The sequence below is a fragment of the Bradyrhizobium sp. LB14.3 genome, assembly GCF_040547985.1.
Classification (GTDB): Bacteria; Pseudomonadota; Alphaproteobacteria; order Rhizobiales; family Xanthobacteraceae; genus Bradyrhizobium.
The window spans coordinates 1-21,838 of sequence record NZ_JBEPQT010000003.1 but is presented as its reverse complement, the minus strand read 5'-3'; the positions used below and the strand labels follow the sequence as shown (position 1 = coordinate 21,838).

Below are 21,838 nucleotides of genomic sequence, written 5' to 3'. Positions count from 1 at the left end.
GTTCAACAGCGGCACGCAAGCTAGACACGCAAGGCGTCTAGCCGCGTGCTGGCCGAACGGCCGCGCGACGACGCGCAGGTTGCCGCGCCTCTTGAGCCCTCAATTCGGCTTTTGCGTCGGCTTGCCGTCGATCTTGGGCAGATCGCCGGCCGAGGCGGACTGATCGCCGCCGCCGTTGGCCCGGCGGGCCATCTCGACCGTCAGCCGCTCGGCGGCCTCTGGCGACATCAGTCCCATGATGTCCGACATCTTTCGCGGCGCGATCTGCGAGGCGATCTCGATCAGCACGCCCATCTCCAGGCGGTCGAACACGCGCGCGGCATCCTTGGGCTTCATGCCCTCATACATGGTCACGAGGCCCTTCATGCGCTGGGCTTCGGCGGCCTTCTGCTCGGCCTGGGTCGCGGAGATGCGGGTTTCCACCGCCTTCATCTCCTCGACCTTGTTTTCGATGCGCTTCTCGGCGGATTTCAACAGGCTCTCGCGGATGTCGATCTCGCGCTGGCGGGCCTCGATTTCCTGGCGGCGCGACTGCAAGCGTTCCAGGATTGCGCGCTCCGAGGCCGAGATCTGCGGCTGGGCTTCCTCCACCTTGACCACGGTGCCTTCGGGCTTGGTCTCGGGCGCGGCCGGCTTCGGCGCGCCGTGGGTCGAGCCCGTAATGTCGGGGTCCTCGCGGCTGCTCGGAAAGTTCAGATTCTCCTGCGCCCAGGATTTTTTGACCTGGTTCGGCTTGTAGTCGAAGACATAGCCGCCATTGAGCACGAGGCCCGCGACCTTCAGCGTGGCGAGGCCAGCGACGGCAACCAGCACGATCGGGATGACGCGGATGTTGCGAAAGGACTTCATACCCTGACTTTATGCGGCAAGACCGTTGGACCGTCGGCGCTCGGAGAAGGCTTCGGCCGCAGCCGCCACCGCCTTCGCCGACGAGGGCTTGGCTGCGGGCGCGGCGACCATATCCGGGTTCGTCATGGGACGCGCGGCGATCGCGATCTTGGACAGGCGCCGTACCACGTTGTCGGCTTCACCGAGCTGCTTGTAGAGCTGTTCGGACATCTGCGTCGCCGCCACAAGCTGGCTGCCGAGGTTCTCGTTGACGTCGCGCACGGCGAGCTTCAGCCCGCCGATCGCGCGCTCGGCGATCTCGGTTGCGGTGATCAGCTCGCCGATGACCGCCTTCAGCGAATGCTCGTCCGCCTTCAGCCGCGTCAGCCGCTTGTTGAGCATCACGCAGTAGAAGATGGTCAGCATCAGCAGGATAGCCACCAGCGTCTCGATCGCCATTCCCAGGGAGTGGTTCATGGGGCCTCCATCATCTTGTTCTGCTCGTCGACCTTTTCGAACATCGCAAGTGTCGTACTTGGCTTGCGCAGGGGTTTCGTCACCCGAATCGCGACGCGATCGCCGACCCGGCCCATGCGTCCTTCGGTGATCGTGACGTCGCCGCAGCGAACAGTGACATTGGCATCCGCGCGCATGTCCAGCGGCAGCGTGTCGCCGACCTTCAGCCGCATCAGCTGCTTGAGCGGAATGTCGGCTTCGTAGAGCACGGCGTCGACGGAGATCTCGGCCTGGACGATCTCGGTTGCGAAATGGCCTTCCCAGACCTGGTCGCGGCCGAACTTTTCGCCCATGAACATCTGGAGCAGGACGCCCCGGATCGGCTCGATGGTCGCGTAGGGCAGCAAGAGCTCGATGTTGCCGCCGCGATCTTCCATGTCGATGCGCAGGCGCACCAGGATCGCGGCGTTGGCAGGCCGGCTGATCGCGGCGAAGCGCGGATTGGTCTCGAGCCGGTCGATCGTGAAGGTCACCGGCGACAGCGGCCGGAACGCCTGTTCGGCATCGGCCATGACCACCTCGACCAGCCGCTTGACCAACTCTGTCTCGATCGTGGTGTAGGGCCGGCCCTCGATGCGGAGCTGGCTCGAGCCGCGGCGGCCGCCGAGCAGCACGTCGATCATCGAGTAGATCAGGCTGGAATCGACCACCGCCATGCCGAAATTGTCCCACTCCTCGGCCTTGAAGACGGTGAGGACGGCGGGCAGCGGGATCGAGTTCATGTAGTCGCCGAAGCGCACCGAAGTGATCCGGTCGAGCGAGACTTCGACGTTGTCGGAGGTGAAATTGCGCAAGGAGGTCGTCAGCAACCGCACCAGGCGGTCGAAGACGATTTCGAGCATCGGCAGACGCTCGTAGGAGACCATCGCCGAATCGATGATGGCGCGAATGCCGGAATGATCGTCGAGTGTGACGTCGCCGGCTGTGAAGCCGAGGAGGTTGTCGATCTCCTCCTGCGACAGCACCCGCTCGCCGGAATTCTTGCCGGCGCCGAGATCGCGGCTGCCGTCCTCGACCATGGCCGCCCATTGCAGGGCCATGGTCTCGGATAGTTCGTTTTCGGCAGCAGCCTTCGCGGCCTCGGCGGGATCCTCGGAATCGAGCGAGGCCTCCCATTGGGCGGCAATTGCATCCTGGTCGGGTTGGTCGGTGCCTGCCATGATCCCTAGACCGTCATGCTCACTGGATCACGACTTCCTTGAACAGCACCGCGCTGACCTGGACCGGGGCTACCGCCGCGTTGACGCGCTTGGTCAGCTCTTCCTTGAGACGGAAGACGCCGGCGGAGCCATTGAGGTCGGAGGAGCGCAGCTCGCGCACATAGGTCTGGAAGATGTCGGTGATGCGCGGCATCGTCGGCTTGATCGCCTCGATCTGCTTCTCTTCCTTCAGCTCCAGCACGATCTTGAGCTTCAGATATTGCACGCGCTCGCCCGGCGCACCGGCGAGGTTGACCATGATGTCGGGAACGTCGACGAAAGCCGGTGGCTTCGGCGGGGGCGCCGCCTCGGCGTGATGCTCGTCGTCGCCGTGACGGAAAAAGAAGAACCAGGTCGCGGCACCGCCGCCGAGGACCGCGAGCAGGCCCACGGCCATGACGATGATCTTGAGCTTGTTCTTCGGTGGAGCGGCTTCCGCGCCTGAGCCGCCTTCCGCTTCATTCTCTGCCATGATCGCCGCGCTCGTTCATTTCTCAAAGGGATCGAAAGAGCGAAGCTCCTGGCAGACAGTGACGCGATACAAATGCCCCAGCGCAGTGCGCTCCTCTTATGTGCAAACGCTACGGTAATAATGGTTAACGGAACCTTTCGATTGGGCTCCCACTAGGAAAAATCTGCCGGGCAAACATGGCTAACAGTTCCTTTCTGCCGCCTCCCCGCGCCCTCAGAAAATAGATAAACGATTGAATTTACGTAATTTTCCCGGTTGGCACGACTTTCGCTGAGAAAGGGCCGAGACCTAAGGTTTGGGAGAACCCGAGGTCTCGTTCACGGGATCGGCCAAGGCGCTTGGGAGAGCGAGCTGGCGGATCTCACTCAGGGGAGATTTCCGATGCAGAACGCGCTTCTGATCGGCTTGTCACGGCAGATGACGTTGGAACGGCAGATGGATGTCGTCGCCAACAACGTCGCCAACGCCAATACCAACGGCTTCAAGGCCGACCATTCGTTGTTCGAGGAGTACCTCAACTCGAACGCGCGTGAGGACAATTTCGCCGGCTCCGACCGCCGGGTCTCCTATGTGCAGGACCGCGGCACCTTCCGCGACGTCAGCCAGGGGCCGATGGAGCCGACCAAGAATCCGCTCGACATGGCGATCAGCGGCGACGCCTATTTCGCGGTGCAGGCCAATGGCGCCGAGCGCTACACCCGCGACGGCAAATTCTCGCTCAACAGCACCGGCCAGCTCGTCACCTCCGACGGCAACCTCGTGCTCGGCACCGGCGGCCCGATCACCTTCCAGCCGACCGACCACGACATCAACGTCGCCCCCGACGGCACCGTCACCGTGCTTGAGGGCACGGCCAAGAACGACTCGATCCGCGGCAAGATCCGCATGGCCGCGTTCGACGACCCGGCCAAGCTGACCAAGCTCGGCGCCAACCTTTACAGCGCCGGCTCCGCGACCGCGCAGGCCGACACCAAGTCGACCGTGCAGCAGGGCTACGTCGAGAAGTCGAATGTGAACTCGGTCGGTGAGATGAGCCGCATGGTCGAAGTCATGCGCAGCTACACCGCCATCGCCAACCTGCTCCAGCAGCAGAGTGACATGCACAAATCGGCGATCGAGAAACTCGCCGACGTTCCGGCTTGATTGAGGGAGAACTGACATGCAGGCGCTTCACACCGCAGCGACCGGAATGGCGGCACAGGAACTCAACGTTCAGGTGATCTCCAACAACATCGCGAACTTGCGCACCACCGGCTTCAAGAAGCAGACCGCGGCGTTCCAGGACCTGATCTACGAACACGTCCGCCGCGTCGGCGCCCAGTCGTCCGACCAGGGCACCATCCTGCCGGTCGGCGTCGACATCGGCGGCGGCGTCAAGACCGTCGGTACGCCGCGCAGCATGACCCAGGGCACGCTGTCGCAGACCGGCAACGACCTCGACATGGCCATCACGGGCGAAGGTTTCTTCAAGATCCTGATGCCCGACGGCAGCTACCAGTACACCCGCGACGGCACCTTCCAGATGGACAATCAGGGGCGCATCGTCACCGCGCAGGGCAACCCGGTCCAGCCGACGATCACGATCCCGAACAACGCCTCGGGTCTCACCATCAACGTGCAGGGCCAAGTCTCGGTGACGCTGCCGGGTTCGTCGACGTCGGCGGTCCAGGGCCAGATCGGCCTGACCCGATTCATCAACAAGGCGGGCCTCCAGCCGGTCGGCAACAATCAGTTCACCGAGACGCCCTCCTCCGGCCCGCCGCAGGACGGCACGGCGACCGCCGAAGGTTTCGGCAACATCACCCAGAGCAGCCTCGAGCAGGCCAATGTCGACGTCGTCTCGGAAATGAGCGACCTGATCGCCGCCCAGCGCGCCTACGAGATGAACGCCAAGGTGATCAGCGCCGCCGACCAGATGATGCAATCGACCACGGCGCTGTTCCGCTGAGGTGATGACCATGATCCGCACCACCCTCGCCACGATCTCCGCTCTCCTCGTGCTGGCGCTGCCTGCACGGGCCGCCGACAATTTCATCGCAACGCCGACGCTGCGCGCGAGCATCACCGTGACCTCGGACGTGGTGCGGGTCGGCGATCTCATCGACAATGCCGGATCCGCCGCGCTGATCCCGGTCTACCGCTCTCCCGATCTCGGCACCACCGGCGCGCTGCCGGTCGCCCACGTTCTGAGCGTGCTCCGTGCAAAGCAGGTGATCGGCGTGATGACCGGCGACATCAAGGAGGTCCAGGTTACCCGTCTCGCCCGCACGCTGGTGAACAAGGACCTCGAAACCGCGGTCGCCTCGGCGCTCGAGCGCCGCTTCGGACTTGGCGATGCCGCCAACATCACAGTGACGTTCGACCGCGGTGTAGCCGACATGCGGCTGGATGCCTCTAACACCGGCGCGCTGCAGCCGGTCGCAACCCGCTATGACGCCCGCAGCGGTCGCTTCGACATCGCCTTCGAGATCAACAACGACAACAATCCGGCGCCGACCAAGCTGCGCTTTACCGGCAATGCGATCGAAACGGTGGAAGTGGCCGTGCTGACGCGCGACATCGACCGCGCCGATCTCCTGAAGTCCTCCGACGTCGCCGTGGAACGCCGGCCGAAGGCCGAGGTCACAGGTGAGGCCGCCTCGCGCGATCGGACGCTCGGCATGCAGCTCCGCCGACCGATGCGGGCGGGGATGCCGATCCGCGTCGCCGACATCGTCAAGCCGGAATTCGTGCAGCGCGACCAGAACGTCACCGTCATCTACCAGGTCCCCGGGATCTACCTCACCACGCGCGGCAAGGCGATCGAGAGCGGCGCCGAGGGCGACATCATCAGCGTGCTCAACCTGCAGACCAAGCGCACGCTCACAGGCGTGGTCACGGCCCGCGGCCAGGTGACGGTCCAGGGCGCCAGCCAGGCCGCGCCGATGCCGGCCGCGGTCGAGCAGACCTCATCGCTCAAGCGTGACGTAACGCCCGCCCCCGCCCCCATGGCCGCAGCCCTCGCCCAGAGCCTGATCCAGACCCCGGCGTCCCCGGCCCAGATCGCACAAGCCCAGATCCCGCCAGTTCGCGTCTCGCAAGCTCCAGCCAAGTCAGAGTAAGTCATGTCCAGTTTCAGTTCGGCTTCCCGTCCTCGTCGCATCGCGCTTACTGCCCTGCTGCTGGCGACTTGCGCGCTGGCGAGCGGCTGCTCCTCGATCGACCGCCTGTCGCAGATCGGCGAGCAGCCGAAGCTGGCGGCGATCGAAAATCCGACGACGCAGCCCGGCTACAAGCCGGTGCAGATGCCGATGCCGAAGCCGGAAGTCGCCTCCTACAATCCGAACTCGCTGTGGCGCAACGGCAGCCGAGCCTTCTTCAAAGACCAGCGCGCGACCCATGTCGGCGACCTCCTGACCGTGACCGTGAACATCACCGACAAGGCCAACCTCTCCAACGAGACCCAGCGCAGCCGCACCTCCAAGGAAGACTCGGGAATTACCGACTTTATCGGCAGCCAGACGGTCACGCAGCCACTCAAGATCCTGCCGGGTCGGCTTCTCACCACCGACTCGACATCCTCCGCCGATGGCAAGGGCTCGGTCAACCGGCAGGAAGCATTGCAGACCAACGTCGCAGCGGTCGTCACCCAGGTGCTGCCGAACGGCAACCTCGTGGTCGAAGGCAAGCAGGAGATCCGCGTCAACTACGAGATTCGCGAGCTCATCGTCGCCGGCATCGTCCGCCCCGAAGACATCCAGAGCGACAACACCATCGATTCCAGCAAGATCGCGCAGGCCCGCATCGCATACGGCGGCCGCGGCCAGATCATGGACGTGCAGCAACCACGCTACGGCCAACAAGTCATGGACGTGCTGCTGCCCTTCTAGTCTTCTCCCGAGCTCCCACATCGTGTTCGCGGACCTAGGCGCGAACGACGATGTACGACGCGGCCCTCGCTAGCTCCCCTGGCGAGGGCCGCATGTATTTTGGCGACGGCGTCAGCTGCAAGAAGCAAGTCAGAGGCGAGAAATTGTAGCGACACCGCTGCCCCAAACTCCGTCATTGTGGGCGCGGCGAAGCAATTCGGAGCGTCCGCGGAAAGATTCTGGATTGCTTTCGTCGCGAAGGGCTCCTCGCAACGATGGAGGCGAGAGCGTGCACATCACGCCACATCCATGACTGCGCGTATCTCCAGATGCACGCCCGTCTCCTCCTGAAGCGCGCGGATCACCGCCATCAGGTTGCCCATTGTTGGGTTTCCGCCCGGCCCGAACATCCGCATCAGACTCTTCTGCGGACGATCAAGCACCTCGCTCAATCGTTCGAAACCGATAGTGGCATTGATGTAAGTCCGCAGCGCGGTGCGACCGTAATCGGTGTCCCCCTGCAACAGGGTCTGCATCGCCTCCTGAAACAGCGCCTCGCGGAAAGTTGGATCGCGCTCTGCCCGCGCGCGAATGGTCTCTTGAAAACTGTGGGTCAACGGCATCGGGTCATCCCTCATTGCGCTTTCGCACCTTGTAATCACGCCATCGACGAAGCGCGACGCTGATATCGCTCTGTTGCCTCTGCTTGGTGCCGCCACCCAGGAGGATCACCAGCACGCTGCCGTCCCACCCGAAATAGACCCGGTAGCCGGGGCCGCGGTTGATCTTCAGTTCGGCCGCGCCCTCACCGATCGACTTGACGTTCGAGGTATTTCCATCGGCAAGTCGTCCAATTGCAACGGCGACAGCTGCGGCGGCCTGCGCATCGAGCCGGTCATACCAATCCCGAAACGGGATACGACCGTCGTGCTGTATTCCGCGATCTCGATTTTTGGTACCATATTCGTTACCAATTTTCTATTTCAGAATTTTCGGATTTTAGAAATTTATTGTTGACGCGCTCCGATCGCTTCATTATGTTCCCTCTTTGTTCCTTCCCACAAGAGGGCGTCTCGCGACCGTCACGAAACGAGGGATGGAATGCAGTGGACGCGACGGCGTCGGGCGCGAAGAGCTTTGCAGGGCGGGAATCCTTCGATGGTATTCCGTGAGCAGAACCTCTCGCGTGACGACACGACGCTGACGGCGTCCCGGTTCGGCTTCGATGGTGAGCGCACGCCAGCCGTCGATGATGCGAGCGGGGATGCGCGCGGACGGAGAAGTCGTGTGGTCCTGACGCCCGGGGTCTGTGCGTCAAGTCTTGTAGTGATGTGTGCTGTCCGACCGGGCACGCGCATCAGCCATCTGCATGGCGACGGGGGCAATAGTGCATCGCTCCCCGGGGAGAGCACGAAGGACACCGTTAAAACCATTCGCGCAGGGAAGGCCGGGATGTCCCGGCGTCACCTGTGATCCACCCGTGCGCGTTTGATCCGCACACGGGATTGCGGGTGCCAGCCGGCGCCCGGCCTTCCCTGCACCTTCTTGATCTTCAGGAGGGCGAGACGATTGCAAAACTCGGGCGGAAGATGCCGCGAGGATGTGGTGGTGCGTCCGCGATTGCGATGTAAATTGAAAGAACGAAATCGTGCCCCAACCTCCGTCATTGCGAGCGCAGCGAAAGCAATCCAGACTGCCGCCGCGGAAAGATTCTGGATTGCCTCGTCGCGACGGGTTCCTCGCAATGACGGCGGAGACGTCACGTAAACTCCGCCTCGACCGTCCCCAGCCCATCCAGCTCCATCCGCACCTTGTCGCCGGCCTTCAGCCACAGCGTCTTCACCAGGCTCCCCGTCAGCACGAGCTGTCCCGCGTGCAAGCCCTTGCCCTCGGCGGCGAGATGGTTGGCGAGCCAGGCGAGTGCGTTGTGGGGATGGCCGAGCACGTCGGCGCCGGTGCCGTGGCTGACCTCCTCACCGTTGACGATGGCGCGGCCCTTGACGGCCTTCAGGTCCGGCACGGACGAGCGCGGCACCCTCTCACCCAGCACGCAGCCGGCGGCGAAGAAATCGTCGGCGATCAAGGTCGGCGCGCCCATCGTCTCCCACTTCACATAGCGGTCGTCTACGATCTCGATCGCGGGATGATAGGCCTCGACGGCCTCGCCGACCCATTCGGCCGTGAACGGCGCCTCGCTGGCGGCAAGATTGCGCTTGAGCCGCACGGCGATTTCGCATTCGACGCCGACCCGGACATAGTCGGCAGCCGCGAGCTGCACGCCGCTTTCGTGCACGCCCTTCTTGAACACGCCGCCACCGCAAGGGTGCGGAATGCCGATATAATCCTGCATCACCTGGCTGGTGCAGCCGATCTTGTAACCGACGAGCGGGCCGACATGTGGCAGCAGCAGATCGTGCAGCGCGCGCTGGACCTGATAGCCCTCGGCTTCATCGGCCGGGGGAACTTCGAGCGCCGCGAGCGGCGCGTGGTTGCGGCGCGCCAGCGCGATCGCCTTTGCGGCCTTGAGAATATTGTCCATCGGCGCCGCCTCCTACGCTACGCATTGAGGGCGGCACTTCAGCATCCCCGCCGGGGTGTGACAAGCGCGGGGCCGCACGGCAGCACGCATTGCCAGCCCAATTGGATGAGCTGCGGACGCAGATCGGCCACATCACATGGGACGGCCTCATGGCCTGCTGCCAGCGTTTAAGGAAATATTGAACTGGTCCAGGCTTTATGGGGAAGCGCGCTTTTTAGGGGCGCAACAGGCCTGATTGCAGCGACGCGTGAAGCTGCTGGATCGGTGTCTCAGCATTCGAGTCGATGTCGTTGACGCGACTCGCGAAACCTCCCGCACCCGAAGTGAAGGCTGTTGCTCATCCGAACTCACGTGAGCTCGGAGGAGTTAAGTCTAGCCCATTGATTGCGATTCACTTTTCGCGATTGCGCTCGCGCGCCGCGGGGTTGCAAGCGACAGGCAAAATGCTGATCACGGCGCGAAACGGCGCTTTGCATCCAAAAATAAAGAGCCGCATCTCTGCGGCTCAGGCTCTATTCGTCGCGATAGACCTTCTCGCGTTTCTCGTGGCGCTCCTGCGCTTCCACCGAGAGCGTCGCGATCGGCCGGGCCTCGAGCCGCTTCAACGAGATCGGCTCCCCCGTGTCCTCGCAATAGCCGTAGGTGTTGTCCTCGATACGCTGGAGCGCGGCATCGATCTTGGCGATCAACTTGCGCTGGCGGTCGCGGGCACGGAGTTCGATGGCGCGGTCGGTTTCGGACGACGCCCGATCGGCGAGATCGGGGTGGTTCACGTTCTCCTCCTGCAGGGCTTGCAGGGTGAGCTTGGACTCTTTGAGGATCTCATCCTTCCAGGCGAGGAGCTTCAAACGGAAGTACTCCTTCTGCCTGTCGTTCATGAAAGGCTCTTTTTCGGTCGGTCGGTAGTTTTTCAACTTTTCCAAGGGCGGCCTATCTGTCTAAGCAACGACTCGCAAACGGAACGGAGTCCGCTGAGCGGGGCGTTATATAGCGGCCTCATGTGACAGACAATGTTTCCCTGATCGCCCGATTGGCGCTCCCAAGCCCTTGCACAGGAAGGTTTATCCTACAGGAAGGTTTATCCTGGAGGGCCCCGGGGGCGGCCGAAGGCCTAGTAGCCGACCGTGAAACGCTGCTTCACATGGGCCGGCCGTTCGATCTCGTCGGCCAGCGCGATGGCGTAGTCAGCGAAGGTGATCCAGCTCTTCCCGTTCGCATCTGCGAGAAGCTGATCGGTCCCAAGCCGGAACTTGCCGGTGCGCTCCCCCTCGATGAACAGGGCCGATGGCGAGATGAAGGTCCAGTTCAGCTCTTTTTCCTGCCGCAGCAGGTCGAGAAAAGCCGAACCCGCCTCAGCCTCAGCCTTGTACTGAGCCGGAAAACCGGGAGTTGTAACCAGTTTGACGCCCGGAGCGACCTCAAGGCTGCCGGCCCCGCCGACCACGAGGTAACGACCGACCTTGGAATCCTTTGCCGCTCCGATCAGCTTGAGCGCGTCGCTGGCCAGAAAGTGCACGGAACTCACGGCGACGTCGTGCCCAACCCACAGCTTGGCAAGACCGGACCGGTCGAGGACGTCCCCCTTGGTGGGCGTGACATTCGGCAGGACCGCGATCTTCTCGGGGTTGCGGGCGATGGCCGTGACCGCGTGGCCGCGGCGCGACAGTTCCTTGGTGATCTCCGACCCGGTCCGGCCCGAGGCGCCGGCAACTGCGATCTTCATGAAAGGCTCCTTTGCTTCTGTGGTAACTACCGGTTACTAGATATCATAAAGAATGCTGGTGTTAAGAGAGCACCTTGTGCTTACCTGCTTACGCAGGAGTAACCGGCGGCGGCCGGCAAATGAGCGGAATGGATCGTGAGGACCCGACGATGAAGCCGGACGTCTATGCAGCGAACTGCCCTACGCGACAGATCCTCGACCGCGTCGGCGACAAATGGGCGGTGCTGATCCTGCTACTGCTGCGCGAGGAGCCGATGCGCTTCAATCAGTTGCGCCGCACGATTGAAGGCATTTCGCAGAAGATGCTGAGCCAGGTTCTCAAGTCGCTCGATCGCGACGGATTGATCAAGCGTCACGCCATCGCAACCGTGCCGGTGACCGTGGAATACTCGATCACGCAGCTCGGCGTGACGCTCGCAGCTGCGGTCGATCCGCTCCGAGATTGGGCCGAGCAGAATCTGAAAGACGTGCTCGCCGCCCAGCGCTGCTACGACGCGCAGAAGGATGAAGCGGCGTAAGACGCTACGCCTGCCCGGCCTTGGCGAGCTCGACCTCGACGCGCAGCTCGATCTCGGACAGCACCGAGTCCAGACCGGGATCGCCGGAAGACGATTTCAGGTTCGCCGCAGCGTCACGCAGCCGCATCACGGTCGACGCATCGAGTTTGCCAGAGAGGAGCCCCATCTTCAGATCGTCGAGCACGTCGAGCGCGGTCTTGCCGCGCGTGACCGAGCGCTTGCGACGCTCGACGGGGTTCTCTTCGATGCCTTGCAGCGCGAGCAGCCCGTCGATGTTGGCGGCGGCCTTCGGTGCGGCAGCGCCCCGCGTCTCCTGCGCCGACGAGGTGTCGGGCAGCACGAAGGTGCCGGAGCTCGTCCGCCTGGCCTGGCTGGCCGGCGTTCCAAGCGTGGTGCCGTTCGGTCCGTAGATGCGCATCGGAAGCAATCCGGGTGATCGATGCGCCACATTCGCCGTTTTATGGTTAACGGCCCGTAAACAGCCCGGCAAAAACTGCCGACAGGCGGCAGTTTCGCTCCTCAGGGACAACACCGGCTGAGACCGCTCGAAACAGATTTACTCAACCTGTTCAACCACCTACCCCCACTGCTCCGAGTTGGCACAGCGCTCGCAAGGACAGCGTCGGACCAGCTCGTCATGGGAGTGTCGTGAGGATCCGTCGATTTGAGGAGCCTCGGGGAGCAGAGGATGCCAAGCGTTCGTTGGGTGAGGATTGTTGGGGTGGCCTGCGCCGCGCTGTCAGCGCTGGCGCTCTCGGTCACGTCTGCAAGCGCGACATCGCGCATCAAAGATCTCGCCAACATCGAAGGCGTGCGGCAGAACCAGCTCATCGGCTACGGCCTCGTCGTCGGTCTCAACGGCACCGGCGACACCCTCAACAACATCCCTTTCACCAAGCAGTCGCTGCAAGCGATGCTCGAGCGCATGGGCGTCAACATCCGCGGCGCCACCATCCGCACCGGCAACGTCGCCGCCGTCATGGTGACAGGCAATCTGCCGGCCTTCGCCACCCAGGGCACGCGCATGGACGTCACCGTCTCTGCGCTCGGCGACGCCAAGAATCTCCAGGGCGGCACCCTGCTCGTCACCCCCCTCCTCGGCGCCGACGGCAACGTCTACTCGGTCGCACAGGGCTCGCTCGCGATCTCCGGCTTCCAGGCCGAGGGCGAAGCGGCGAAAATCGTGCGTGGCGTGCCGACCGTCGGACGCATCGCCAACGGCGCCATCATCGAGCGCGAGATCGAGTTCGCGCTCAATCGCCTGCCCAACGTCCGCCTTGCGCTGCGCAACGCCGACTTCACCACGGCCAAGCGGATCGCCGCCGCGATCAACGACTATCTCGGCGTCAAAACCGCCGAGCCGATCGACCCGTCGACGGTGCAGCTTGCGATCCCGCCGGAGTTCAAGGGCAACGTCGTCGCCTTTCTCACCGAGATCGAGCAGCTCCAGGTCGAGCCGGATCTCGCCGCCAAGATCATCATCGACGAACGCAGCGGCATCATCGTGATGGGCCGCGACGTCCGCGTCGCCACCGTTGCAGTCGCACAGGGCAACCTCACCGTCACGATCTCCGAGAGCCCGCAGGTGAGCCAGCCCAATCCGCTGTCGCGGGGACGGACCGTGGTCGCGCCGCGCAGCAGTGTCAGCGTCACCGAGGACGGCAAGAAGTTCGCCGTCGTCAAGGACGGCGTCTCGCTTCAGCAGCTCGTCGACGGCCTCAACGGCCTCGGCATCGGCCCGCGCGATCTCATCAGCATCCTGCAGGCGATCAAGGCCGCCGGTGCGATCGAAGCCGACATCGAGGTGATGTGATGCAGACCGGCATGGTCAACACCGCACGCGTCGCCAGCTCTGCCTTTTCGGTGGAGAGCCGCAACGGCCGGCCGGATTTCGACCTCGCCGCGGCCCTGCAGAAGGTCCCGCAGAAGCAGCAGGCCAAGGCGCAGAAGACCGCCACCGACTTCGAGGCGATGTTCCTCAACAGCATGTTCTCGCAGATGACCTCGAGTCTGAAGGGCGAAGGCCCGTTCGGCGACACGCCGGGCACCGGCGTGTGGCGCTCGATGTTGACCGAGCAATATTCCAAGAACTTCGCCAATGCCGGCGGCGTCGGCGTCGCCACCGAAGTCTATCGCACCCTCATCATGCAGCAGGCGAAAACCATCCGCACGGCATAAATAAGGTCAAACGAGATGAACCATTTCAACGCCTCGCGTCAGCCGGTGCAAGCGCAGCGCCCGAACACCGCACCCGGCAGCGCCGAGGCGCGCAAGGTCGCCGAGCAGTTGATGGATGCGATGAGCGCCCTGCTCGGATTGATCGAGCGCGAGACCGAGCTCGTGCGCGCCGGACAGGTCAGCGAGGCGATGACCCTCGAGAGCAAGAAGCAAGAGCTGTCGCGAAACTATGTCGGCGCCGTCAGCCAGTTGAAGGCCAACCAGGCCCAGCTCGCGAAATCCGAACCCGAACTGCTCTCGACGCTGCATCGGCACCACGATGCATTCCGCGCGATGCTCCAGGTCAATCTCACCGTGCTCGCAACCGCACACGCGGTCTCGGAAAGCGTCGTGCGCGGCGTCAATGCCGAGATCCAGAAGCGCAACGTGCCGAACACCTACACGGCCGCGGGGCGGCGCGCCGCTCCGGGCCCGCGCCACATCACCCCGCTGGCGGTCAGCCGCTCGCTCTGAGCGCGCGCAAGAACAAGCGACAATTTCACGAAAAACCGCGCGGCAACGTGGTCGCGCGGTTAGGCACGTTTCCTTACCGGGTCTTCAATCCTGGTGTTCCATGGTTGCGCATTGAGAGGGGTTGGGATTTGACTCACGTGAGGCAACCAGGAGGCTGCCATGAGTACAGATTTCAGCATCAGGCCGGTGGGGATACCGGCCGCCGTGCAGATCGTAACGACGTCGAACGCGGCGGCACACGAAGCCGTGGAAACCGAGCTGCCAGTGAGCCAGACAGTGGCCGCTGGCGATGCGAGCGCGCCTGCACGCAATGATTTGCGGAGCAACGAAAACGTCTCACGCCAGGTCGTGTTCGACCAGGCGGCGGCGTCCTTCGTCTTCCAGGTCGTCAACGACAGGACCGACGCCGTGGTCAACCAGTTTCCCGACGAAGCAATGCTTCGCCGGCGGGCCTATTTCCATGCGCAGGATTTGAAATCCGAGCCCTCGCGTCCGGCCAGCACCGACCTCAGCGCCTGACGATCAGGCGTCGAGCGTCGCAACGGCAGTGTCGAGATAGCTCGACCCGGTCGCTGGATCGGTGACGACGTTCTTGATCTGCGCCTTGCCGGCATCCGTCAGCGTGAATTTGGTGTTGCCGAAGCGGAACGAGCCGTCCTTGATCACGGACGGCCGGACAGACCGGCGGCGATATTGCGGTTGATCTCGATCAGCGGACGGAAGTGATCGAACTGCGGGCTCATCTGCAGCGCGGCGGTCTGGCTCAGCACGAACACGCTGATGTTGGCGATCTTCTGCCGGACGTCGAGCGGCTGCGGATTGTTCTCGCGCATGGCCTCGCTCAGGAAAATCGTCCAGAGCTTGCGATTGAACATCAGGGCTTGCGTGGTCTGCTCGCTGAACGGCTCGGCGTTGTTGATCGCATCCTGAAGCTTGTTGGCAGCCTTGAGCAGGGTCTGCGCCTCGACGTCGCGAGGGGATGCTGTGGTCGTTGCAACACGCGCGTAGGCCGAGGCAGCGGAATTCGACATCAATCACACCTTGGAGGTTACCTAGCCCGTTGAACGCGCTTAAGGATTTCTTTCCCAACCCTAGGCAGCACCGCTTAAGATTTGCTTACATGTGTGCTTGGAAGCACTCCGGAGTATTACGGGTCCCGAAGTCCTTCATCGCGAAGCTAGATGTGCACGTGCACGCTGTAAATAAGCCTCGCACGATGCGCATCAATCTCAGCTAATCCTGTCTTAGCGATCTGCGTAAAATGAACGGCGGAGCCTTGGCCCCGCCGCGAAATCGAGTAGCGATCTTGCGTTGCGAATTAGCGGAGCAGCTGCAGCACGCTCTGTTGCGACTGGTTGGCCAGCGACAGCGCGGACACCGCGATCGACTGGCGGGTCGACAGCGCCTGGCTGTTCGCCGCTTCCTCATTGGTGTCGGCGAGCGTCAGGTTGGACGAGCCGGTCTGGAGAACGTTGATCAGGTTCTTGGAGAAATCCTGACGCACCTGAACGATCGACAGGTTCGAACCGAGCGACGAACCTTCGGAGCGCAGCGTGCTCGAGGCCGCATTCAGGCTGGCCAGCACCTTGTTGGTGGCACCGTTGTCGATGAAGTCCGTGCCGGGAACCAGATTGCTGAGACCAAGTCCGGCCGCGTTGAACACCACGCCGTTGATGCCGAGCGTCGAGCTGCCATTCTCGTTGAAGACCAGCTTCAGCGTGTCGCCGTTGAGCAGGTTGACGCCGTTGAAGGACGAGTCCTGCGAGGTCGTGTCGATCTGCGCCAGGATGTTGTTGAACTGACTGACCAGGCCGGAGCGCGCCGTCTGCGCGACGGGATCCTGAATCGGGGGCTGCGCGGTGGTGAAGGCCAGCACGCCGGTGAGCGTACCGCCGACCGTGCCGCCCGCGGCAGTCGAGCCGAGGGTCGAGGACGCGTACTCGTTGACGGTGGTGACCGTCAGCACGCCGTTGGCGTCGATCGTCGCCGTCAGGTGGTTGGCCTGAAGCTGCACATTGAGCTGGTCGAGCGTCTTGACAGTGCCGTTGGTGCCGTCGCCGAAGGTGACGCTCACCGGGGTGCCGCCGTTGAAGGAGGTGAAGGTCAGCGTCTTGCCGCTGACGCCACCAACACCGGAGTTGCGGGCCGCGGCGAAAGCGGTTGCCGTTCCCGTGTTGCCGCTGAGACCGAAGGCGTTGAGCGCGTTGCCGGTGCCGGTGATCGACAGGTCGGCGTTGATGCCGGTCGAGAGCGCAAGCTGACCGCTGCTGTTGACCGACGACGGGATCTGGCCCGCGGTGGTCGACAGGGTCGCCGTGCCGTTGAAGATGCTGGCGGTCTTGACGCCGGTGGCAAGGTCGATCGAGTTGAGCAAATCGGTGAGTGTCGCGCTCTGGATGTAGACGGTCGAATTGCCGTTGCCGTCGGTGACGACGTTGCCGTTGACGCCGCCGGAGGTGACGCTCAACGCCGACTGGGGCGTTTGGGCGTTCTTGAAGGTGATGGTGTGGCCGTCGATGTTCAGGGTCGAACCGTCTTGAACAAGACTGCCCAGCGAGCCGGCCGTCGTCGACCGATTTGCGGTCACGTTGGCATTGCCTGCGCCGGTCGCTGTGGTCAGACCGAGCGCCTTGAGGAAATCGGCCTTTCCGGTCAAGCTTACGTCGGCGCCGGTCGAGCTCTTCAGCGTAACCGCGCCGCCTCCCGAGATGGACGATGCCACCTGGAGCGTGCCGATCGGACCGGCCGAGCCGCTGACAACGATGGTCGCAGCGCCGGCGCTGATGGTCGCGGTCTTAACGCCACTGGCGAGGTCGATCGCGCTGAGGACGTCGTTGACTGTCGCCCCCGGTGCAGCCGCCGTTCCCTCATAGACGATCGAATTGCCGTTGCCGTCGGTGGCGATGTGTCCGCTGGGGTTGAGGCCCCAGCCGGTCGGCTGCGTGTTCGGAGCGACGCCGGTGCGGAAAGTGATGCTCTTGCCGTTGACCGTGATGGTGTCGCCGTCAGCGGGCGCCGTGCTGAAGGTGGCGGATGCCGTGGTGCCGAGCAACGTGGCGGTACCGGACAGTGCGGTGGTGCCGTCGGCGGCGAGCGCTGCTGTTCCGGTAAAGGCGCCGGCGGTCGAGCCCAGCGAGGCGCCAAGTGCGGCGGTCCCCGTGACCGGGGTCACGCCACCGGGTGCGCCGGTATAGAGCACGTTGCTGTTGGCGGTCGCGCTTGCATAGGAGGTCGTGCCGCGCAGGTCGGCGGGCGTCGCACCGGGAATCGTGGTGGAGACGTTCGACTTGGTGGAATAGCCGACCGTGGTCTGGAGCGCCTGGTTGGCGATCGACTTGGCGCTGTCGATCAGCTTCTGCAGCGATGTGATGCCGGTGTTGGCCGCCTGGAGCACCTGCACACCGTTGTTGATGCCATCCAGCAGGTTGCTGATGTCGCTCGCCCGGTTGTCCAACCCCTGCGCTGTGAAGAAGTTGGTGGGATTGTCGAGGGCCGTGTTGACCTTCTTACCGGTCGACAGTCGCTCCTGCGTCGTGGCCAGCAAGTCGGCCGTCGACTGCAGCGACAACAGGTTCTGGCGAACGGACGCCGAGAGAACGATGTTGGACATTGGCGAGTCTTCCTCTTGAACCGGGTACGAATCGGCCGCGCGGTCTGGAAAGCGGGCTTTTGTCCAGTCTTAGAGGCTGTCCTTTAAAGTATGGTTAACGCCGGTTTAAGGGATAGGGTTAATGGCGCGTGAACGCCCCTGCCCGCCTCCGGACGCAAAAAAGAGCGGCGGGGCAACTGGCCCCGCCGCTCGATTTATTTAGTAGTTTCAGCCGCTTAACGGAGCAACTGAAGCACGCTCTGCTGCGAGGTGTTGGCCAGCGACAGCGCGGAGACAGCGATCGACTGGCGGGTCGACAGCGCCTGGCTGTTGGCCGCTTCGACGTTGGTGTCGGCCAGGGTCAGGTTGGACGAGCCGGTCTGCAGCACGTTGATCAGGTTCTTGTTGAAGTCCTGACGCACCTGCACCACCGAGAGGTTCGAACCGAGCGCTGAGGCTTCCGAGCGCAGCGTGCTCGACGCGGCGTTCAAATTGGTCAGCACGCGGTTGGACGCGGCGTTGTCGATGAAGTCGACACCGACGGTCAAGGCAGCGAGGCCGAGACCCTTGGAGTTGTAGGTCACGCCGGTGATGTTGAGGCTCGACTTGCCGGTCTCGTCGAACACCAGCTTGAGCTGGTCGCCGTTCAACAAATTGACGCCGTTGAACGAGGAGTCCTGCGAGGTCGTGTCGATCTGGTTCAGAATGTTGTTGTACTGAGACACCAGGTTCGCACGGGCCGTCTGCGCGACGGCATCCTGGACGGGGCTGGAAGCCGTCGAGAATGTCAGCGCCGAGGTGAGCGTGCCGCCGATCCCACCGCCTGCGACGGTCGAACCGATCGTCGAGGACGCGTAGTCGTTGGACGCCGTGATGGTCAGCCGGCCGTTGGCGTCGATCGTGGCAGCCAGGTTGTTGGCCAGAAGCTGCGTGTTGAGCTGATCGAGCGTCTTGACGGTGCCGTTGGTGCCGTCGCCGAAGGTGACGTTGACCGCCGTGCCGCCGTTGAAGGCGGAGAAGGTCAGGGTCTTGCCGGCAATGCCGCCGACACCGGAGGTGCGCGCCGCAGTGAATGCCGACGCGCTGCCGGTGTTGCCGGCCAGCCCGAACACATTCAGCGCGTTGCCTGAGCCCGTGATCGACAGATCGGCGTTGATGCCGGTCGAGAGCTTGAGCTGACCGGACGTATTGATCGTCGAGTTCGATTGGCCGGTCGCGGTCGTAAGCGCAGCAACGCCGCTGGCGTTGATCGTCGCGGTCTGCACGCCGGTGGCAAGGTCGATCGCCTTCAGCACGTCGGCAACCGTGCCGGACTGCAGATAGACAGTCGAGTTGCCGTTACCGTCGGTGACGATCGCGCCGTTCGCACCATACCCGCTCGGAACGCTCGGAGCACCGGTCGTACCCGGGGTCGGCGCGTTCTTGAAGGTGATGGTGTGACCATCGACGTTGAGCGACGAACCGTCCGTAAGGGTCGCACCCAGCGAGCCCGCGCTCGTGGTCCGGTTGACGGACACGCTGGCATTGCCTGCACCGGAAGACGTCGTCAGGGCGAGAGCCTTGAGCAGGTCGGCCTTGCCGGTGACGCTCAGATCCGCACCCGTCGAGCTCTTCAGCGTGACGGCGCCGCCCGCAGCGCTCGAGGCGGTCTGGCCGACGCTGGTGGCGATCGTCGCGGCACCCGCAGTGATCGAAACCGTCTTCACGCCGCTGGCGAGATCGATCGCGGTCAAGAGATCGTTGACGTTCGCAGCCGGGGCGCCCGCGGTGCCGAGATAGACGGTGGTGTTGCCGCTGCCGTCGGTGACGAGATTGCCGCTGACGCCCGAACCGGACGTAACCGCAGTCGAGGCCGGAGCAGAACCCGAGCGGAAGGTGATGGTCTTGCCGTTCACGGTCAGTGTGTCGCCGTCGGCGGGCTGGGCGTTGCCGACCAGACCGGTTGCGGTCGTGCCCGAAGTGGCGATCAGGGTGATGGTGCCGGTCAGGGCCGTGGTGCCGTCGCCGGCCGTTGCGCCAGTGCTTGCAAAGGAGCCGATGGTGGCGCCGAGCGTCGTGGTGCCGCTTGCCGCCGTGGTGCCGCCGGCCGTGCCGTTATAGAGCACGTTGCTGCTTGCAGTCGCGCTGGCGAAGGACGTGGTGCCGCGCAGGTCGGCCGCCGTCGCACCCGCGATCGAGGTGGAGACGTTGGACTTGGTGGAGTAGCCGACCGTGGTCTGCAGCGCCTGGTTGGCGATCGACTTCGCCGAGTCGATCAGCTTCTGCAGCGAGGTCAGGCCGGTGTTGGCGGCCTGCAGCACCTGCACGCCGTTGGCGATGCCGTCGAGCAGATTGTTGATGTCGCTGGCGCGGTTGTCGAGCGACTGGGCTGTGAAGAAGTTGGTGGGATTGTCCAGGGCCGAATTGACGCTCTTGCCGGTCGACAGACGGTTCTGTGTGGTGGCGAGGAGGTCGGCGGTGGACTGGAGAGACAGCAGGTTCTGACGAACCGACGCAGAGAGAACAATACCGGACATAACACTTACCCTTCTGGTTTACGCGTCTTCGTTCGATCGCTTCGGATCGAGTGACGGGGACAGCGTGCCGCGACATGGCTAACAAAGGGTGAAACGACACGCGCCCGCATTAAGCGCGGGTTCACCATAAGTGCGCGGAAGGCGTGGTCGCGGCCGGCAATCAGGCTGAAATCATTGGCGTTTATCCGCGCTTACCCTCCATTAACCATAACCGCTGGTTACTTTTTCAGAGCGTTGCGTGGCTGCGAATGTCGGCTGACGCACGAAAAAAAACGGCGGGGCCGAAGCCCCGCCGCCGGATCTTGCTTGCGATGTCGTCCGCTTGTTAGCGGAGCAGCTGGAGCACGCTCTGCTGCGACTGGTTGGCCAGCGACAGCGCGGAGACCGCGATCGACTGGCGGGTCGACAGCGCCTGGCTGTTCGCGGCTTCGACGTTGGTGTCGGCCAGGGTCAGGTTGGACGAACCGGTCTGCAGCACGTTGATCAGGTTCTTGTTGAAGTCCTGACGAACCTGCACGATCGTCAGGTTCGAACCGAGGCTCGACGCTTCCGAACGCAGCGTGCTCGAGGCCGTGTTCAGGTTGGTCAGCACCTTGTTGGTGGCGGCGTTGTCGATGAAGTCGACACCGCCGGTCAACGCAGCGAGGCCGAGACCCTTGGAGTTGTAGGTCACGCCGGTGATGCTGAGGTTCGACTTGCCGGTCTCGTCGAACACCAGCTTGAGCTGGTCGCCGTTCAACAAGTTGACGCCGTTGAACGAGGAGTCCTGCGAAGTCGAGTCGATCTGCTGAAGGATGTTGTTGTACTGGTTGACGAGATTCGCACGCGACGTCTGGGCAACTGTATCCTGGACGGGGCTGGAAGCCGTCGAGAAGGTCAGCGCCGAAGTGAGCGTGCCGCCGATCGAACCACCTGCGGAGCTTGAGCCGATGGTCGAGGACGCGTAGTCGTTGGTGGTCGATACCGTCAGCAGGCCGTTGGCGTCGATCGTCGCGGTCAGGTTGTTGGCCTGAAGCTTCGAGTTGAGCTGGTCGAGCGTCTTGACCGTGCCGTTGGTGCCGTCGCCGAAGGTGGCATTGACCGCCGTGCCGCCGTTGAAGGCGGAGAAGGTCAGGGTCTTGCCCGTGAGGCCGCCAACGCCCGAAGTCCGTGCCGCGGTGAAGGCGCTCGCAGTGCCGGTGTTGCCGGCAAAGCCGAGCCCGTTCAGCGCGTTGCCGGTGCCTGTGATCGAGAGGTCGGCATTGACGCCGGTCGAGATCTTGAGCTGACCAGATGCGTTGATCGACGAGTTGGTCTGGCCGGTCGCAGTCGTAAGCGCAGCAACGCCGCTGGCGTTGATCGTCGCGGTCTGCACGCCGGTGGCAAGGTCGATCGCCTTCAGCACGTCGTTAACCGTGCC

General features: G+C 63.6%; 23 protein-coding genes and 1 pseudogene. 9 read left to right on the top strand and 15 right to left on the bottom strand.

Annotated elements, in window-relative coordinates:
• Positions 1 to 99: 99 nt before the first annotated feature.
• From ABIB00_RS07255 to fliL, 4 genes are read right to left on the bottom strand one after another with little or no spacing between them, the layout of a single operon-like run.
• Positions 100 to 849, bottom strand: a complete 750-nt coding sequence (locus ABIB00_RS07255) for a MotE family protein (RefSeq protein ID WP_247351952.1) — start codon at positions 847 to 849, stop codon at positions 100 to 102.
• Between the two features lie 9 nt (positions 850 to 858).
• Positions 859 to 1,305, bottom strand: a complete 447-nt coding sequence (locus tag ABIB00_RS07250) for a DUF6468 domain-containing protein (RefSeq protein ID WP_247351954.1) — start codon at positions 1,303 to 1,305, stop codon at positions 859 to 861.
• Positions 1,302 to 2,504: a flagellar motor switch protein FliM gene (gene fliM, locus ABIB00_RS07245; protein ID WP_247351956.1), complete on the bottom strand. Its 1,203-nt coding sequence runs from the start codon at positions 2,502 to 2,504 to the stop codon at positions 1,302 to 1,304. Before fliM ends, ABIB00_RS07250 begins: the two co-directional genes overlap by 4 nt.
• Positions 2,505 to 2,523: 19 nt before the next feature.
• Positions 2,524 to 3,015 carry a flagellar basal body-associated protein FliL gene (fliL, locus tag ABIB00_RS07240; RefSeq protein WP_247351957.1) on the bottom strand — a complete coding sequence of 164 codons (492 nt, stop codon included), beginning with the start codon at positions 3,013 to 3,015 and terminating at the stop codon, positions 2,524 to 2,526.
• Between the two features lie 381 nt (positions 3,016 to 3,396).
• On the opposite strand from fliL, the gene flgF reads away from it, so the two are divergent.
• Genes flgF through flgH form a run of 4 tightly spaced genes read left to right on the top strand, consistent with a single transcriptional unit; the run spans position 3,397 to position 6,884 of the window.
• The gene (flgF, locus tag ABIB00_RS07235; protein ID WP_247351958.1) at positions 3,397 to 4,158 is read left to right on the top strand and encodes a flagellar basal-body rod protein FlgF; all 762 of its coding nucleotides are present in this window, start codon (positions 3,397 to 3,399) and stop codon (positions 4,156 to 4,158) included.
• A 16-nt stretch (positions 4,159 to 4,174) separates the two neighbouring features.
• Positions 4,175 to 4,963, top strand: a complete 789-nt coding sequence (gene flgG, locus ABIB00_RS07230) for a flagellar basal-body rod protein FlgG (RefSeq protein ID WP_211397591.1) — start codon at positions 4,175 to 4,177, stop codon at positions 4,961 to 4,963.
• A 10-nt stretch (positions 4,964 to 4,973) separates the two neighbouring features.
• The gene (gene flgA / locus ABIB00_RS07225) at positions 4,974 to 6,116 is read left to right on the top strand and encodes a flagellar basal body P-ring formation chaperone FlgA (protein ID WP_354103881.1); all 1,143 of its coding nucleotides are present in this window, start codon (positions 4,974 to 4,976) and stop codon (positions 6,114 to 6,116) included.
• A gap of 3 nt (positions 6,117 to 6,119) precedes the next feature.
• Complete coding sequence (gene flgH, locus ABIB00_RS07220; protein ID WP_354103880.1) at positions 6,120 to 6,884, top strand: flagellar basal body L-ring protein FlgH; 765 nt, start codon at positions 6,120 to 6,122, stop codon at positions 6,882 to 6,884.
• A gap of 275 nt (positions 6,885 to 7,159) precedes the next feature.
• On the opposite strand, the gene ABIB00_RS07215 is transcribed toward flgH, so the two are convergent.
• From ABIB00_RS07215 to ABIB00_RS07195, 5 genes are all read right to left on the bottom strand, one after another.
• Entirely contained in the window at positions 7,160 to 7,486 is a 327-nt protein-coding gene (locus ABIB00_RS07215; RefSeq protein WP_354103879.1) for a helix-turn-helix domain-containing transcriptional regulator, read from the bottom strand.
• Between the two features lie 4 nt (positions 7,487 to 7,490).
• The gene (locus ABIB00_RS07210) at positions 7,491 to 7,781 is read right to left on the bottom strand and encodes a type II toxin-antitoxin system RelE/ParE family toxin (RefSeq protein ID WP_354104193.1); all 291 of its coding nucleotides are present in this window, start codon (positions 7,779 to 7,781) and stop codon (positions 7,491 to 7,493) included.
• Positions 7,782 to 8,622: 841 nt separating this feature from the next.
• Complete coding sequence (locus ABIB00_RS07205; protein WP_354103878.1) at positions 8,623 to 9,402, bottom strand: 2-keto-4-pentenoate hydratase; 780 nt, start codon at positions 9,400 to 9,402, stop codon at positions 8,623 to 8,625.
• Between the two features lie 512 nt (positions 9,403 to 9,914).
• Positions 9,915 to 10,280: an RNA polymerase-binding protein DksA gene (dksA, locus tag ABIB00_RS07200; protein ID WP_008554760.1), complete on the bottom strand. Its 366-nt coding sequence runs from the start codon at positions 10,278 to 10,280 to the stop codon at positions 9,915 to 9,917.
• A gap of 233 nt (positions 10,281 to 10,513) precedes the next feature.
• Positions 10,514 to 11,125: an NAD(P)-dependent oxidoreductase gene (locus ABIB00_RS07195; protein ID WP_247351968.1), complete on the bottom strand. Its 612-nt coding sequence runs from the start codon at positions 11,123 to 11,125 to the stop codon at positions 10,514 to 10,516.
• A gap of 149 nt (positions 11,126 to 11,274) precedes the next feature.
• On the opposite strand from ABIB00_RS07195, the gene ABIB00_RS07190 reads away from it, so the two are divergent.
• On the top strand, positions 11,275 to 11,643 hold the full coding sequence (locus ABIB00_RS07190) for a winged helix-turn-helix transcriptional regulator (protein WP_354104192.1): 369 nt from the start codon (positions 11,275 to 11,277) through the stop codon (positions 11,641 to 11,643).
• Positions 11,644 to 11,647: 4 nt separating this feature from the next.
• On the opposite strand, the gene ABIB00_RS07185 is transcribed toward ABIB00_RS07190, so the two are convergent.
• Positions 11,648 to 12,061, bottom strand: coding sequence for a flagellar assembly protein FliX (locus ABIB00_RS07185; protein ID WP_247351970.1), 414 nt, complete (start codon positions 12,059 to 12,061; stop codon positions 11,648 to 11,650).
• Between the two features lie 270 nt (positions 12,062 to 12,331).
• Here ABIB00_RS07185 and ABIB00_RS07180 point away from each other — a divergent pair, with 270 nt between their 5' ends.
• The 4 genes from ABIB00_RS07180 (at position 12,332) to ABIB00_RS07165 (ending at position 14,853) form a co-directional block, all read left to right on the top strand.
• Positions 12,332 to 13,456, top strand: a complete 1,125-nt coding sequence (locus ABIB00_RS07180) for a flagellar basal body P-ring protein FlgI (RefSeq protein WP_247351972.1) — start codon at positions 12,332 to 12,334, stop codon at positions 13,454 to 13,456.
• Positions 13,456 to 13,821, top strand: coding sequence for a flagellar assembly peptidoglycan hydrolase FlgJ (gene flgJ / locus ABIB00_RS07175; RefSeq protein WP_247351973.1), 366 nt, complete (start codon positions 13,456 to 13,458; stop codon positions 13,819 to 13,821). Before ABIB00_RS07180 ends, flgJ begins: the two co-directional genes overlap by 1 nt.
• A gap of 15 nt (positions 13,822 to 13,836) precedes the next feature.
• The gene (locus ABIB00_RS07170; protein ID WP_354103877.1) at positions 13,837 to 14,334 is read left to right on the top strand and encodes a hypothetical protein; all 498 of its coding nucleotides are present in this window, start codon (positions 13,837 to 13,839) and stop codon (positions 14,332 to 14,334) included.
• 159 nt (positions 14,335 to 14,493) lie between these two features.
• Positions 14,494 to 14,853: a hypothetical protein gene (locus ABIB00_RS07165; RefSeq protein WP_354103876.1), complete on the top strand. Its 360-nt coding sequence runs from the start codon at positions 14,494 to 14,496 to the stop codon at positions 14,851 to 14,853.
• A gap of 3 nt (positions 14,854 to 14,856) precedes the next feature.
• Here ABIB00_RS07165 and ABIB00_RS07160 read toward each other — a convergent pair.
• The 5 genes and pseudogenes from ABIB00_RS07160 to ABIB00_RS07140 all read right to left on the bottom strand — a co-directional run.
• Positions 14,857 to 15,000 (bottom strand): annotated as a pseudogene (locus ABIB00_RS07160) (hypothetical protein); the annotation flags it as partial.
• The gene (gene flaF / locus ABIB00_RS07155; RefSeq protein WP_247351981.1) at positions 14,997 to 15,365 is read right to left on the bottom strand and encodes a flagellar biosynthesis regulator FlaF; all 369 of its coding nucleotides are present in this window, start codon (positions 15,363 to 15,365) and stop codon (positions 14,997 to 14,999) included. The pseudogene ABIB00_RS07160 and the gene flaF, both read right to left, overlap by 4 nt.
• A gap of 287 nt (positions 15,366 to 15,652) precedes the next feature.
• Positions 15,653 to 17,944: a DUF1522 domain-containing protein gene (locus ABIB00_RS07150; RefSeq protein ID WP_354103875.1), complete on the bottom strand. Its 2,292-nt coding sequence runs from the start codon at positions 17,942 to 17,944 to the stop codon at positions 15,653 to 15,655.
• A gap of 215 nt (positions 17,945 to 18,159) precedes the next feature.
• Positions 18,160 to 20,439, bottom strand: coding sequence for a DUF1522 domain-containing protein (locus ABIB00_RS07145; RefSeq protein WP_247446401.1), 2,280 nt, complete (start codon positions 20,437 to 20,439; stop codon positions 18,160 to 18,162).
• A gap of 325 nt (positions 20,440 to 20,764) precedes the next feature.
• Positions 20,765 to 21,838, bottom strand: a 1,074-nt coding sequence (locus ABIB00_RS07140) for a DUF1522 domain-containing protein (RefSeq protein WP_354103874.1), incomplete at its 5' end; no start/stop codon positions are given.